The organism is Pseudomonas sp. LBUM1674, from assembly GCF_059695635.1.
This window is the reverse complement of the sequence record NZ_CP166779.1, coordinates 5,509,034-5,522,925: the sequence shown is the minus strand read 5'-3', so window position 1 is coordinate 5,522,925 and position 13,892 is coordinate 5,509,034. Positions and strand designations below refer to the sequence as shown.

The following is a 13,892-nucleotide window of genomic DNA, read 5'->3' as shown; positions in this document are numbered from 1 at the left end:
ACTTAAGGACACGGCGATTCTTCTACCGACCATTCGCGTTTCGCGAACGCCCGTTGCCCATTGAGGGTTGGATTCATCACCCCTAGGTCCTCTAGCCTTGGCTCATATTCCAAGAACAACAAGAGGTACCCCGCGATGACTGCCCCCTTAAGTGCAATCAAGGTGATCGAGATCGGCACGCTGATCGCCGCGCCGTTCGCCGCCCGCATGCTCGCCGAGTTCGGCGCCGAGGTGATCAAGATCGAAGCCATGGGCCAGGGCGATCCCCTGCGCAAATGGCGCAAGCTGCACGAAGGCACCTCGCTGTGGTGGTACCTGCAATCGCGCAACAAGAAGTCGCTGGCGCTGAACCTGAAATCCGCCGAAGGCATCGAACTGGTCAAGCAACTGGCGACCAGTGCCGACGTGCTGATCGAAAACCTGCGTCCCGGCGCCCTGGAAAAACTCGGCCTGGGCTGGGATGTATTGCATGCCCTCAATCCCAACCTGACCCTGGTGCGGATTTCCGGTTACGGCCAGACCGGCCCGTACCGCGATCGCCCGGGGTTCGGTGCGATCGGCGAGGCCATGGGCGGGATTCGCTACACCACCGGCACCCCCGGTTCACCACCGGCCCGGGTCGGTGTCAGTCTCGGCGATTCCCTGGCATCGCTGCACGCGGTGATCGGTGCCTTGATGTCGCTGCTGCGGGTCAAGACCGGGCAGGGCGGCGGACAAGTGGTTGATGTGTCGCTGGCCGAAAGCGTGTTCAACGTCATGGAAAGCCTGGTGCCGGAATACGACATGCTCGGTCATGTGCGTGAGCGCAGCGGCGGGGCTTTGCCGGGCATCGCGCCCTCCAACACTTACCTGACGGCCGATGGCGCCTACGTGGTGATCGCCGGCAACAGCGACCCGATCTACAAGCGCCTGATGCATGTCATCGGTCGCAATGACCTGGCCGAAGCGCCGGAGTTCGCCCATAACGACGGTCGTGCCGCCAAAAGCAACCTGCTCGATGCCGCCATCACCCACTGGACCAGCAGTCTGCCGATCGACGAAGTCCTGTCGGCCCTGGAAGCCACAGAGGTTCCGGCCGGGCGCATCTACTCGGTGGCCGACATCGTCGCCGATCCGCATTACCAGGCGCGGGACATGCTGCTCAGTGCCGAGCTGCCTGGCGGTACCCGGGTGAAGATGCCGGGAATCGTGCCGAAAATGTCGGAAACCCCCGGCGGCGTGAACTGGTCCGGACCGAGTCTGGGACAGCACACCGACGGCATTCTCGCCGGCCTGGGCCTGACGGCATCGGATATCGAGCGCCTGAAAACTGAAGGGGTGGTGCAATGATCACTGATTTTTCCGAGGCCCTGATCGTTCAGGAAGTCTCCCCACGCGACGGCTTGCAAATCGAGCCGACCTGGGTTGAAACCGTCGACAAGATTGCGCTGATCGATCAGCTGTCACGGGCCGGTTTCAGCCGCATCGAGGCGGGTTCGTTCGTCTCGCCCAAGGCGATTCCGGCGCTGCGCGATGGTGAGCTGGTGTTCAAGGGTATCGCCCGGCAACCGGGGGTGATCTACGTCGCGTTGATCCCCAACCTCAAAGGCGCGCAACGGGCGCTGGCGACAGGGGCCGATGAGCTGAACCTGGTGATGTCCGCCAGCCAGACTCATAACCTGGCGAACATGCGCATGCGTTGCGAAGCCTCATTGGCGGCGTTCGGCGAGATCGTGCAATACGTGGGCGGCACGAAGGTGCGGCTCAATGGCAGCATCGCCACCACCTTCGGCTGCCCGTTCGAAGGCAAGATCGATGAGGCCCGCGTACTGCAGATCGTCGAGGCTTATCAGGAACTCGGCATCCAGGGCATTACCCTGGCCGACACCACCGGCATGGCCAATCCGCGGCAGGTCGATCGGCTGGTGCGACGGGTATTGCAACGGGTTTCGCCAGCGGATCTGACCCTGCATTTCCACAACACCCGCGGCCTTGGCCTGTGCAACGTGCTGGCCGCCTATGAGGCCGGTGCCCGACGCTTCGATGCGGCACTGGGTGGTCTCGGTGGTTGCCCGTTTGCACCGGGAGCCTCGGGCAATATCTGCACCGAAGACCTGGTCAACCTGTGCGATGAAATCGGCATTCATACCGGCATTGATCTGCCGCTATTGCTGAAGTTGTCCCGAGGATTGCCAGCGCTGCTGGGCCATGAAGTGCCCGGTCAGCTGGCCAAGGCCGGACGCAATTGCGACCTGCACACAACTCCCTCCTGACCCCTGCACGAACCCCCTGTAGGAGCCGGCTTGCCGGCGAAGCGGTAGGTCAGTCGCCATCGATATTGAATGTGCTGGCCCCTTCGCTGGCAAGTCGGATCGCCGCACCGCAGCTCCTACAAAAAGCAGATCTCAACCAGACAACAAAAACAATCGGACACCCACGGGAAGTCCGCCTGGAGAACCACCATGAGCCTTAATGTACTGGATGCGGGCGCGAGCCCGTCCGTTAGCCACGACGAAGAAAAAGCCCTGGTCAGCAAAGTCGCCTGGCGCCTGATGCCGCTGATCATGGTCTGCTACCTGTTCGCGTTTTTCGATCGCATCAACATCAGCTTCGCCAAGTTCCAGCTACAGACCGACCTGAGCCTGAGCGACACCGCCTACGGCCTTGGCGCCGGTTTGTTCGTGGTGGGGTATGTGATCTTCGAAGTGCCAAGCAACATGATGCTCTACAAGGTCGGCGCACGACGCTGGATCGCGCGGATCATGATGTCCTGGGGCCTGGCCACCGCGGCCATGGTCTTCGTCAACAGCGAATGGCAGTTCTATGCACTGCGCTTTGTGATCGGCGCGATGGAGGCCGGGTTTGCGCCAGGCGTGCTGTATTACCTGACGCTCTGGTTCCCGCAGCACTATCGTGGGCGTATCACCTCGATGCTGTTTCTGTCGTCGGCATTTGCCGGCCTGGTGGGTGCACCGTTCTCCGGGCTGGTGCTGCAACACCTCGACGGCTTTATGGATATGCGCGGCTGGCACTGGCTGTTTCTGCTCGGTGGCGTGCCTTGCATCGGCCTCGGTTTGCTGGTGCTGACGCTGCTCAAGGACCGCATCGAAGATGCCCATTGGCTGACACCGTCGGAGAAGACCCTGCTGGCCAGCCGCATCGCGCACCATGAGCCGCACAAGACCGGCGGCTCGTTACTCGCCGCACTGCGGATCCCGGGTTTCCTGACGCTGGGGCTGATCTACTTCCTGATTCAGGTGGCGTCCTACGGCTTGAATTTCTGGGCACCGCAACTGATCCGCAGTGCTGGCACCGAGAGCCCGGTGATGATCGGGTTGCTGACCGCCATCCCTTACATCTGTGGCGCCATCAGCATGGTGGTGATCGGGCGGTTGTCCGACTCGACGGGCGAGCGACGCAAGTTCGTCGCCGGACTGGTCGCGGTGGGCGCGGCAGGGTTCTTCTGTGCGGGGATCTTTGCCAACCATACGACCTTCCTGATTGTCGCGCTGGGCTTGCTCGGTGCCGGGATCATCGCCTCCATCCCGAGCTTCTGGACCCTGCCGCCGAAACTGCTGGCCGGCGCCGGCGCCGGCGCTGCGGGCGGGATCGCGGTGATCAATACCCTCGGTCAGTTTGGCGGCATCGTCAGCCCGGTCATGGTAGGGCGCATCAAAGACCTGACCGGCAGCACCACCCCGGCCCTGTACGTCATCGGCGTCTGCGCGCTGATCGCCGTTGCGCTGCTGTTGTGGGGGTTGCCGCAGAAGCTGCGCACGCTCGACAAGTTTTAAAGGATCGCCGGCTACCCCAGCGCCTGCAGGGACCACGCATCCCCGTAGGAGCTGGCGCAGCCTGCGATCTTTTGATCGTCAAGAGGTTGCAATGATCGCTTTGGCCGGCGAAGTGCTGAACTGAATCAACGCCACGCCTGCTACCAACAAAACCGCCCCAAACACCCGCGGTAAGGTCATTTGCCGCTCAACCAATCCAAACCACCCGAAGTGATCCAGCACCAGCGAGGCCACGACTTGCCCCGCCAACGCCAGAGCAATAAACCCAGACGCCCCAAGCTTGGGCAGCAGCATCAGCGCCAACGAAATGAAACACACCCCAAACGCCCCGCCAGCCCACATCCACAGCGGTGCCCTGGCGATGAAATCCAGTGACGGCAGCGGCAAGCGCATCGCCAGCATGATCGGCAGCAACACCACAATACTCACCAGTAACGACGCCAACGTCGCCCACAACGGATGACCCAGTCCCCGCGTGAGATTGGCGTTGATCGCGCTCTGAAACGGCACTACCGCCCCGGCAATAATGGCCAGCAGCAACAGGCCAGCCCACTGCAACGTACTCATGATCATTCTCCGACAGGTTTTGCTGGACTCTAGGGTATTCGTCGCGCAGATTGAAATTCCAAATTGCTATCCAGAACATGCATCAGATGAATGATCTAAGGCGCGTCGACCTGAATTTGCTGGTGATCCTCGACGCTTTGCTCAGCGAGCAACAGGTGACCCGCGCGGCCAAGCGCCTGCACTTGAGTCAGCCTGCGGTCAGTCATGCCCTGGCACGGTTGCGCGATCTGCTGGGCGATCCTTTGCTGGTGCGAACGGGCGCCAGCCTCGTGCCAACCCCACGCGCGCTCGAATTGATGGCGCCATTGGCCGAAGCCCTGACCCAGGTGCAATCGTTGCTGGCGCCGAACATCTTCGACCCGGCCACCGCCAAGCGCAGGTTTCGCCTGGCCATGTCCGACTACGGCGCCGCCATCGTCCTGCCCGGATTGATCCGCACGTTGCGCCGGGAAGCACCGGGCATCGATCTGCAAATCAGCCACGCCAGTCGCGAAGGCATGCTCGACGCGGTGCTCAACGGCGACATCGACCTGGCGGCGGGGGTGTTTCCGGAGATGCCGAACGAGTTGCGCAGTACACCTTTGTTCGACGAGCACTACGCCTGCCTTATAGACCGTAACAGCCTGCCAGCGAATGGAGCCCTCGACCTGCCAACCTACCTCGCCCGTCCGCACGTTCTGCTGGAAATGCGCGGCAGCGGCACCCCGGAAATCGAGCGGGCCCTGACAGCCCTGCGCGAACGCCGCAGAGTGGCAATCAGCCTGCCACACTGGAGCGTCGCCCCGACATTCATCAGCGGTACCGACCTGATTCTTACTGTCGCTTCCCGAGGTTTACGCGATACCGATGAGCGGACGTTGATCGTTGTTCCGCCGCCGTTTGATATTCCGTCGTTCACCTTTGTGCTGGTATGGCATAAACGGCGGGGTGGGGATCAGGCGTTGAATTGGTTGAAGGGGCGGATTGAACACTTGAGTGGCGTTGCTGCGGCGTGATGTCAACGGATGAAGTTCTTCGACAATCAGCCAGTCGATCTTCGGGGACCTGCGATAGACTTGCGTGCATTCACACAGGCTCAACAAGGACTTCCAATGACCCCCTCGCTACTCATGGCCGTTCTCGCCTCGGGCTTTATCTACGGCATCACGCCGGGGCCGGGGGTGCTGGCGGTGTTTGGCATCGGTGCGGCGCATGGCCGGCGGGCTGGGGCCGGGTTTCTCTGCGGGCATTTGCTGGGGGATGTGGTCTGGTGCAGCACCGCGTTGATCGCGATTGTCGGGGCGCGGGAAATTGGCAGTACAGCCTTCAATGTGCTGGGCGTGATCAGTGGGCTCTATCTGTTCTGGCTCGGTCTGCGCGCGGTTCGCGCGCGTCGCAGCAGTGTCGAAGCGCCTCAAGGCCCGGCGCGGCAGCCGTTCTGGCACGGCATTCTGTTTGGCCTGACCAATCCGAAGGCTTATCCGGTGGCGGTCGCAACCTTCACCGCGCTGCTTTCCAGTCGCGCAGAGCTGCTGCAGTGGTCAATGTTGCCGTGGTTGATTGTCCTGAGCTTCGTCGGTGGCCTCATGGCCTACGCTATCCTCATTGGCATCGTCGGTGCACGGCGGGTGCGCAGCCTGTATCAACGGCATGAACTGGCGATCACCCGGCTGTGCGGGGTGATGTTCATCGGTTTCGCCATCAACGCCCTGGTGCATGCATTGCCAGGGCTGGTGCCGAACAAGGCGTGAGGCTGATGGCACGGACGCGTCAGTGGCACTGATCGGTCGGGATGGTTTTTTATTGCTGCATTGTCGGGAAGCGCCCAACGCACCATGGCAACCAGAAATTCCGCGCCCCAGGCGAGCTACCTCGATCTCTTGCTGGACGCTGTCTGTGCGGTCGATAAACAAGGTTGCTTCGTATTTGTCAGCGCAGCCTGCGAGCGCATTTTCGGCTACACCCCCGACGAGTTGATCGGCCAGCCGATGATCGATCTGGTGCATCCCGCCGATCGGCAGCGCACCCTCGACGCCGCTCGGGAAATCATGGGGGGCGAGCCCAAGCTCAACTTTGAGAATCGCTACCTGCGCAAGGATGGCCGGGTGGTGCACATCCTCTGGTCGGCCCGCTGGTCGGAAGTCGACCAACTGCGCATCGCCGTGGCCCGCGACATTACCGAGCGCAAAGAGGCCGAGGCCCGGCAAGCGGCGCTGTACGCGATTTCCGAAGCCGCCCACGCCACGGAAGATTTGCTGGCGCTGTTCCAGCGCATCCATTTGCTCATCGGTGAATGGCTGCCGGCGCTGAATTTCTCCGTCGCTTTGTATGACGAACATTGCGGGCAGCTGAATTTTCCTTATCACGTCGACGACCATGAACTGCAACCCGAACGGCCCGGAACCATCACCGGGCGTCTGTGCGCCGAGGTCATTCGCAGCGGCCAGCCGATCCTGCTGACCCCGGAACTGGACAATTTGCCTGAAGGGTATGAGGCGCTGGTCGCGAACCAGCACTCGCCCTGCTGGTTGGGCGTGCCGTTGAGTTCACAAAACGGCACCATCGGTGCGCTGATCGTCAAAAGCGTGCCCGGTGGTGAGCGCTACACGGAGCGGGACAAGGAATTGTTGCAGTACGTGTGCGCCCAGGTCGCGACGGCTATTGAACGCAAGCAATTGCATGCCAGGCTGCAGCGCATGGCCCAGTACGATCAACTCACCCAGTTGCCCAATCGCGAGTTGCTCCGTGAGCGACTCAAAGCTTCATTGACCCTGGCCCGGGCAGACTGCGGCCTGATGGCATTGCTGTACATCGATCTCGACCACTTCAAGGAGGTCAACGACACCCACGGCCACGCGGTAGGCGATATGTTGCTGCAAGCGGTCGCCAATCGGCTCAAGCACTGCGTGCGCGAAACTGACACGGTGGCGCGCATCGGCGGTGATGAGTTTGTCGTGTTGCTGCACAGCATCCACGCTGCGCAAGACGCCGACAGCGTGGCAGGAAAAATCCGTCAGGTCCTGGGCCAGCCTTTGCGCCTGGACGGCCACAGCGTGAACATCCAGCCGAGCATCGGCGTTGCGCATTACCCCGAGCATGGCACCGAAGAAAGTCAGTTGTTCAGGCATGCCGACGAAGCGATGTACAGCGCCAAACGCCAGCAGCACCTGCCACCCGATGCCTGAAAACCCACCACCGTTCGTCGCAGCGATCCCATGTTTTCTAAACCTTTGCGGTGTTCGAAATTCTGATTCTATGCGGGCTTATGCTCGCTGCTCTCATCAAAAGAGGTAGAGAATCATGCCTAACTCAAGAAACTCGAACTCGGGAAACTTCGCCAACGATCGAACGAAGGCGTCTGAAGCCGGTCGCAAAGGTGGGAAAACTACCACTACGACTGTCGAAAAAGACCCTGCGAAACCCGATATGGGCCGCAAAGGCGGTCAGAAATCGAAATAGTCGCTGAGGTAGTTTTGATTGAGAGGCGGGGGCGAAAGCTCCCGCTTGAATTTTTCGAGAAGGAGGGCGCGACCATGAGCCGGATGGCCACCCGATTACGCAATGCCAGTTTTGCCACGTTACTGGGCCTGTGTGCCAGCAGTGCCTTTGCCCAGTCCCCTGCCGAATTCATCAATGATGCCTCGGCCAAAGGCATGGCAGACATCGAAGCCAGTCGCCTGGCGCACCAATTGTCCGAGTCCAAAGAGGTCAAGGATTACACCATCGTCGTCATCAACGACCGCACCACCGCCAACCAGCATCTGGCGAAAATTGCCAAGCAACTGGATTTGCCAGTGGCCCCGCGCGAAGAAGTGGTCGACAAGGCCAAGGCCCTGATGCCGGAAGTGAAAGCGGACGCAAGCTTCGACCAGGCCTACGCGGCCAGTCAGGTGAAAACCACCCAGGAAGCCATCGAGCAGCTGCAGCAGGCCGCGCAGACGACCGACGTGCCGGAAATCAAAGCCTTCGCTGAAGAAACCCTGCCCAAACTGCAAAACCACCTGCAGATGGCCAGGGCGCTGCAAGCCAGTCGCTAGGGGGCAGCGTTAAACGCAAACGGCGCGTGACTCAGGTCGGGCGCCGTTTTTTTTTGCTCAGCACTCGTTCCACTTCTGCTTGTGCTTGCCCTTGGAGACGAGGCCTTCGAGTTCGAACACTTCATTTTCGCCCATGGCGCGATAATGTTTACGCAAGGCTTCCAATTGCTTGAGATCCAGCAATTCGAGCCCCAGCATCGCGTTGCGCGCCTCCTTGTTGACCCGCAGCAATTCATCGATCTTCAGGTGCAGAATGTCGGTATCGCGGTTCTGCGTGTTCTGGATCAAAAACACCATGAGGAACGTGATGATGGTGGTGGAGGTGTTGATGATCAGTTGCCAAGTGTCGTTGTAATCGAAAATCGGCCCACTCAGGCCCCACAGGGCAATCAGAATCAACGCGCCCATGAAGGTCTTGGGACTACCGGCCCTCAGAGCGAGTTTCTGCGAAATTTTTGCGAATTTCATTGCCGTGTTCCTTATAGGGATGCGCCTGATTTTGTGACAGCGCCGGCATGATGAAAATTCTGCTTACATTTCTATTGGTCCAGATCGGCTGTTCGATAAGCATTCACGCTCATCGCGTCAGATGCGATCAATAGCAACCTTCTCGATAAGGTTGGGTCACTACATCAAGCCCTTTGTCGCCGGAGAACCCCATGAACCTCGCCCGTACGCTGTGCCTTTCCTGCTGCCTGCTCGCCTTGCAAGGCTGCTTCGACAATTCGGACAACGAGACGAAGGACAATACGGATGGCACCAAGTCTTCGGTGCAGATGCAGGAGAAGGACGCGCCGGATAAATAGTTGATGTGCAAACCGCAAAACCGGCCCGTCAGGCCGGTTTTTATCGGGAAATTATTCAGTCCGTCAGCTTCACTTCAACCGCCCAGCGGAAATACCCCAGGACTTCGCAATTTTTATCGACCAGCATGAAATTCAATTCGCACGCCTCAACCCCAGTTGCCAATTGTGAGCACTGCCAATAGTGATCGTCGGCCTGATGGCTGCCTGGTTGGGTCGGGTTGGCGGGGTCGGGTGAGGGCACTGTCAGGCTGCCGTGAACGACCAGCTCTGGCGTAGACAGGACCTTGGCTTCACCCACCGCCATGTCGTAGAACACCACGCTGTGTTCGGCCAGCAAGCTGACGGTCCTGCTGCGGATGTGGAAACTCTTTCCGTTGCTGGTGCCAAATGTTACAAGGCTGTCATTTTCAGTATTTTTTGATGTTGAGTCGCTACTGATAAAAAAGACCAGGCCTTGTTCAATGACAGTCGGGCTTTGCGACTCCATGCTGGGTTGCGGATAACGTGCAAGCAGCGATTCGGCGTCGACGATCAGTAATACATTGTTGGCAGTCGCGGTACTGGATGAAGGGGATCTCGGTTCGGAAGTCATCATGGATTCCTTTCATGATGGTGACAGATGACGGCAGCCGCTTCGATTCATGCAAGACATCCCGTTCCTGTCGAGGCGGCGACGGACGGTGCTGGCCCCTTGTTGCCAAGGGGCCAGTCCATCGTCAGTTGCGGATGGTAATGAACGGGTCCCACGAACAGCAGCCAACGATCTTGCAGTCGCGATCTACGATCAGGAAGTGGAAGTGGTAGGTCACGCTACCGCAGGATAGTGTTTCCGAAGACCAGTAATGGTTATCGACTTTCTGGCAGCTCGGCACCGAAGGATTGCTGGTGTTGGGAACGGCGACGCAGGCCGTAGCCTTGCGCGGCGTGGGTGTGGAGATCAACTCGTTGCCGACGTTGCCCACGAACTTGTAGAAAATCACTGCCGTCTCGAAGCTCTGCGACAGGCTGGTTTCACGCCAGCGAATCAAGTCGCCTACCTGCGCCTTCAAGTTGAGTTCGCCACCGGCCTGCCCACTGACCACGTTGTTCTGATTGGTCACCATGTACACATGGTTGACGTCGATCAGCGTCGGGGCGGCGGGATTCTTACTGATGTTCGGGTAGTTTTTCAGGATGGTTTCAGTGTCGATGGAAACAAGTACATCCGTGACTCGAGACATGGTAAAGCTCCTTGTTCATAGTGAATGCCTGGCATCTTTCCAGGCTCGACAACGCTTGCTTGCCTCGCGGCCGTTGTGAACACATGACTTTGGAACCCACCCGATCACGGGGTACAAGCTGGCCTTGCTCCTTGCCTTGCAGTGACGGGTTGGGTTCCTTCCAACGGCCGCGATTGGACTATAGATGCGATTGTCGTACTGTCAAAATCGCTTTACCTTCAGTTAGACGAACGGTGCTTTCGGTTATGACTTCCAGAATTTTGCGATAAGAAAATGCTCATTGAGAACTGAATGGCCCGGCGCGGACCTCACTCAGTAATCGACCCATACATCTTCAGGGGAGGTCAGATCGACAGGGGCGCTGTATCTTATTGACCCTCTTTGCAGAACGCACCGACAGGAGAACGCAATGAGTTGGTCCGCCAGACAATACGTCGCTTTTGAAGATGAACGCACCCGCCCGGCCCGTGACCTGCTGGCTGCCATTCCCGGGACGGATGTGCGCTCGGCTATCGACATCGGTTGCGGCCCCGGAAATTCGACCGAATTGCTGGTGGAGCGCTTTGCCAACGCCACGGTGCGCGGGCTGGACAGCTCGACCGACATGATCGACGCCGCCCGCAAGCGCTTGCCGCAGGTGCAATTCGATACCGCTGACATTGATACCTGGAACGACAGCGGCCCATTCGACGTGATCTTCGCCAACGCGGTGCTGCAATGGCTGCCTGACCACGGGACCTTGTTGCCCGCACTGGTGAGCAAGCTGGCGCCCGGTGGCAGCCTGGCGATCCAGATGCCCGATAACCTCAACGAACCCTCCCACCGCTTGATGCGCGAAGTCGCAGCCGATGGACCGTGGGTTGGCAAGCTGGCGGGCGTCGCCGGGCAGCGGACGGAAATGGAAAGTGCCAGCGGTTACTACTCGATGCTGCGACCTCACTGTTCCCGTGTCGATGTGTGGCGCACGACTTACCATCACCCGCTCGCGGGCGGCGCTGCTGGTGTGGTCGAGTGGTTCAAGGGCAGCGGTTTGCGGCCGTTTCTCGATCCGCTGGATGAAGCGGAGCGGGCGCAGTTCCTCAAGCAATATCAGGCAGCCATCGAGCGGGCTTATCCGCCGTTGGACGATGGCTCGGTGCTGCTGCCGTTCCCGCGGTTGTTTATCGTCGCGACCCGTTGATGCAAAAAAGTACAGGTGACGCTGAACGTCATCTGTCTAATTTGCCAGCACGGGTATCTATTCAGCGCTGAACCTTAACCAGCATCATCATCGGCCGTTCCCGTTCTCAGCCCTGCTGCAACACCTTGAGTGCAGCCGAGGCCAGAAATCCGGAGCGGCTTTTCTCTTCCGGATGATGCAACACATACTCGTCAATCCGGGTCAGTAGATAGCCGGGCAGGGTAATGTTGAGCTTCTGGGCTTTGCCCAGGTATTTGGTGACATCTATATCCACCAATGCCCACGTACATCCGGCGAATTTAGGATTGGCCGCATGCAGAGTGACTTTGTTGGCTGATGGAATCGGCGCGCCATCCTCGGCCAGGATCTCGAAGTGACCTTCAATGGCTTCGCGGGTCATGGCCATGGCGTCGTCCAAATCTTCACCGGCCGAGAAACAGCCGGGAATATCCGGTACTTCTACGCCCCAGGCGTGTTCGTCGTCGCCCATCGATATCGCAATAGGGTAAAGCATGTTCGTTTAATCCTCCGCGGACAGTGCGCAACAGGCCTATCTGAGCAGTGCCTGTTGCAAAATACTGATAGCTGTTTTTTTGAGCAGATCTTTTTTAGGGTGTGGAACGGTCACAAGGCCAGGCTTGGTAGGGTGCTTGAAATGATGATGACTACCCTTGATCCGCACCAGATACCAACCGTCCGCCATGATTTGGCTTATCAAAAATCGGCTATTCACAACACCTCCCTGTGGTGTGCTTAGGTGGTTACTATACCTACTGAAAAATTGTTATCAACACTATAACCACCAAAACTAGGCTCGCATTCGCTTGAAGGTAGTCTAGGAGGGCTTGAAGCGCTGAGAAGGCAAGGAATGCCAAAGAGGACATTTGTGTATTTCAGGTTTTTACCATCCACAAAAAAACCGGCCACAATGGACCGGTTTTGTTTCCCCGCATCCCCCGTCAAAACCCTGTTCTCATTCCAACGAGAGGATGTAAGCGTGTAGTGCCACAACGCGTCCCCGGGCGATGAACGGGAACCAGGTCAGCCAGGTTCGGCCCATGCTGTAGCCCAAATGCAGCGCCTGGAACCGGCGGGTAAGCATGAACTTGTTGATCCAGCGGATAGGTGCAGCCTTCAACTCATACGGTGCTACGTCGTCTTCAAAGATCAACACCCTGGCCAGTCCGCGCTCGAGGGCAAGCCTTGCCAGCTCCTGGTGCGATTCATAGCAGCCACGCACAGGGTCAGGATTCTTTTCCACGACGTGAAAGGTCACGGGGTTTTTAATCAAGCTTTGCACTGATTGCCGGAATAACTCCCGTCGATCCGAGCGATCCCTCAGGGATATGCAATAGACGCCATCCACCGCAAATTCAATTTTTTCGCTTACTGCCGTAGTCCTTTTTGACACCCACCAACTCCCAAAAAAATGCGCCGAAAAGTCCTGGTTAGAGGGCCTTTTATTTCTATGAATCAAATTATGTCAAAACTGCTGCACCGCTCACAAAAGGAACTTGTTACCAGAGGCGGCACGGCACAGCAGCCGGGTTTATCCGGTGTAGGGCGATGGCTTGGTGCTGCTGCCGTTTTCGCGGTTGTTTAACATTGCGACTGAGGCAAAAAAGAACAGATGACACTAACGGTCATCTGTCCTATTTGTTGGTGTTTTGTCGCATTAACCATTGCTTGATGACGTCAAGACGGTTCCGCATCCATACGTCGCGCAACGACATCCTTTACTGAGGCAAGAAAAACGCTAACAGAAGACCGATCTTATGCGAAAAAACGATAATTTTCGTTGCTGTGAAAATGTTAATGCTGGATAAAATTTGATACTAAATCCGCTATTTGCGAAAAAAACGTTAACAGAATTCAGGGTAGGCGCTTATCTCCCTCGGAGCACCAGCTCAACGACCAGCGAAAAATGGATGAGGGGACGGGCGAAAATGGGGACGATTCATTCATAAAAAATGAGCCCGACTCACCAAATTCCAGACACAAAAAAAACCGGCCATCAAGGCCGGTTTTTTCTTTACCTGCATCCCCCGTCAAAAAACGACGTGAGACTGAAATTCGATTGGAGCGGGTGAAGGGAATCGAACCCTCGTTATCAGCTTGGGAAGCTGGAGTAATGCCATTATACGACACCCGCTCAGAGCGGCTGACTTTGTACCAGATGTGCGCATGGATTTGAAGTTTTTCTTTGTGCGCGTTGCATTTAGCGCCGGATAAATCAAAAACAGGGACCGCGTGACGGTCGTTCGCGGGCAAGCCTCGCGCCTACAGGAATGCATTTAACGGTGTAGGGCGAAGCTTGCTCGCGATGACGC

17 protein-coding genes and 1 tRNA gene are annotated in these 13,892 nt (G+C 58.2%); 10 read left to right on the top strand and 8 right to left on the bottom strand.

The features are described from left to right. The first annotated feature begins 135 nt into the window (after window positions 1-135). From ACA067_RS25345 to ACA067_RS25335, 3 genes are all read left to right on the top strand, one after another. Entirely contained in the window at window positions 136-1,329 is a 1,194-nt protein-coding gene (locus tag ACA067_RS25345) for a CaiB/BaiF CoA transferase family protein (protein WP_497459013.1), read from the top strand. Then, a complete protein-coding gene (locus ACA067_RS25340; protein ID WP_497459012.1) occupies window positions 1,326-2,252 on the top strand; it encodes a hydroxymethylglutaryl-CoA lyase in 927 nt (308 codons plus the stop codon). Before ACA067_RS25345 ends, ACA067_RS25340 begins: the two co-directional genes overlap by 4 nt. 189 nt (window positions 2,253-2,441) lie before the next feature. Then, entirely contained in the window at window positions 2,442-3,773 is a 1,332-nt protein-coding gene (locus tag ACA067_RS25335; RefSeq protein WP_497459011.1) for an MFS transporter, read from the top strand. A gap of 78 nt (window positions 3,774-3,851) precedes the next feature. On the opposite strand, the gene ACA067_RS25330 is transcribed toward ACA067_RS25335, so the two are convergent. Further along, window positions 3,852-4,340, bottom strand: coding sequence for a DMT family transporter (locus ACA067_RS25330; RefSeq protein WP_497459010.1), 489 nt, complete (start codon window positions 4,338-4,340; stop codon window positions 3,852-3,854). A 77-nt stretch (window positions 4,341-4,417) separates the two neighbouring features. On the opposite strand from ACA067_RS25330, the gene ACA067_RS25325 reads away from it, so the two are divergent. The 5 genes from ACA067_RS25325 (at window position 4,418) to ACA067_RS25305 (ending at window position 8,356) form a co-directional block, all read left to right on the top strand. Then, complete coding sequence (locus ACA067_RS25325; RefSeq protein ID WP_497459009.1) at window positions 4,418-5,335, top strand: LysR family transcriptional regulator; 918 nt, start codon at window positions 4,418-4,420, stop codon at window positions 5,333-5,335. A 96-nt stretch (window positions 5,336-5,431) separates the two neighbouring features. Then, window positions 5,432-6,070, top strand: coding sequence for a LysE family translocator (locus ACA067_RS25320; RefSeq protein ID WP_497459008.1), 639 nt, complete (start codon window positions 5,432-5,434; stop codon window positions 6,068-6,070). A gap of 84 nt (window positions 6,071-6,154) precedes the next feature. Further along, window positions 6,155-7,504, top strand: coding sequence for a sensor domain-containing protein (locus ACA067_RS25315; RefSeq protein WP_497459007.1), 1,350 nt, complete (start codon window positions 6,155-6,157; stop codon window positions 7,502-7,504). Between the two features lie 115 nt (window positions 7,505-7,619). After that, entirely contained in the window at window positions 7,620-7,778 is a 159-nt protein-coding gene (locus tag ACA067_RS25310; RefSeq protein ID WP_082930399.1) for a KGG domain-containing protein, read from the top strand. A gap of 74 nt (window positions 7,779-7,852) precedes the next feature. Beyond that, complete coding sequence (locus tag ACA067_RS25305) at window positions 7,853-8,356, top strand: DUF4142 domain-containing protein (protein WP_497459006.1); 504 nt, start codon at window positions 7,853-7,855, stop codon at window positions 8,354-8,356. 57 nt (window positions 8,357-8,413) lie between these two features. On the opposite strand, the gene ACA067_RS25300 is transcribed toward ACA067_RS25305, so the two are convergent. Further along, a complete protein-coding gene (locus ACA067_RS25300; protein ID WP_497459005.1) occupies window positions 8,414-8,824 on the bottom strand; it encodes a low affinity iron permease family protein in 411 nt (136 codons plus the stop codon). A 191-nt stretch (window positions 8,825-9,015) separates the two neighbouring features. Between ACA067_RS25300 and ACA067_RS25295 the strand changes: the two genes are divergently transcribed. Then, on the top strand, window positions 9,016-9,162 hold the full coding sequence (locus ACA067_RS25295; protein ID WP_497453583.1) for a hypothetical protein: 147 nt from the start codon (window positions 9,016-9,018) through the stop codon (window positions 9,160-9,162). Between the two features lie 55 nt (window positions 9,163-9,217). Here ACA067_RS25295 and ACA067_RS25290 read toward each other — a convergent pair whose 3' ends face one another. Both ACA067_RS25290 and ACA067_RS25285 read right to left on the bottom strand, forming a co-directional pair. Beyond that, window positions 9,218-9,754 carry an AidA/PixA family protein gene (locus tag ACA067_RS25290; protein WP_497462843.1) on the bottom strand — a complete coding sequence of 179 codons (537 nt, stop codon included), beginning with the start codon at window positions 9,752-9,754 and terminating at the stop codon, window positions 9,218-9,220. 124 nt (window positions 9,755-9,878) lie between these two features. After that, window positions 9,879-10,382 carry an inclusion body family protein gene (locus tag ACA067_RS25285; RefSeq protein ID WP_008152993.1) on the bottom strand — a complete coding sequence of 168 codons (504 nt, stop codon included), beginning with the start codon at window positions 10,380-10,382 and terminating at the stop codon, window positions 9,879-9,881. 409 nt (window positions 10,383-10,791) lie between these two features. Between ACA067_RS25285 and tam the strand changes: the two genes are divergently transcribed. Then, the gene (gene tam, locus ACA067_RS25280; RefSeq protein WP_497459004.1) at window positions 10,792-11,562 is read left to right on the top strand and encodes a trans-aconitate 2-methyltransferase; all 771 of its coding nucleotides are present in this window, start codon (window positions 10,792-10,794) and stop codon (window positions 11,560-11,562) included. Window positions 11,563-11,668: 106 nt separating this feature from the next. On the opposite strand, the gene ACA067_RS25275 is transcribed toward tam, so the two are convergent. From ACA067_RS25275 to ACA067_RS25260, 4 genes are all read right to left on the bottom strand, one after another. Next, the gene (locus tag ACA067_RS25275) at window positions 11,669-12,076 is read right to left on the bottom strand and encodes a type II toxin-antitoxin system HicB family antitoxin (RefSeq protein WP_497459003.1); all 408 of its coding nucleotides are present in this window, start codon (window positions 12,074-12,076) and stop codon (window positions 11,669-11,671) included. 36 nt (window positions 12,077-12,112) lie between these two features. Next, window positions 12,113-12,295: a type II toxin-antitoxin system HicA family toxin gene (locus tag ACA067_RS25270; protein ID WP_497459002.1), complete on the bottom strand. Its 183-nt coding sequence runs from the start codon at window positions 12,293-12,295 to the stop codon at window positions 12,113-12,115. A 240-nt stretch (window positions 12,296-12,535) separates the two neighbouring features. Then, the gene (locus tag ACA067_RS25265; RefSeq protein WP_497459001.1) at window positions 12,536-12,838 is read right to left on the bottom strand and encodes a hypothetical protein; all 303 of its coding nucleotides are present in this window, start codon (window positions 12,836-12,838) and stop codon (window positions 12,536-12,538) included. An 802-nt stretch (window positions 12,839-13,640) separates the two neighbouring features. Then, window positions 13,641-13,714 (bottom strand) — tRNA-Gly (locus ACA067_RS25260). Between the last annotated feature and the right edge of the window lie 178 nt (window positions 13,715-13,892).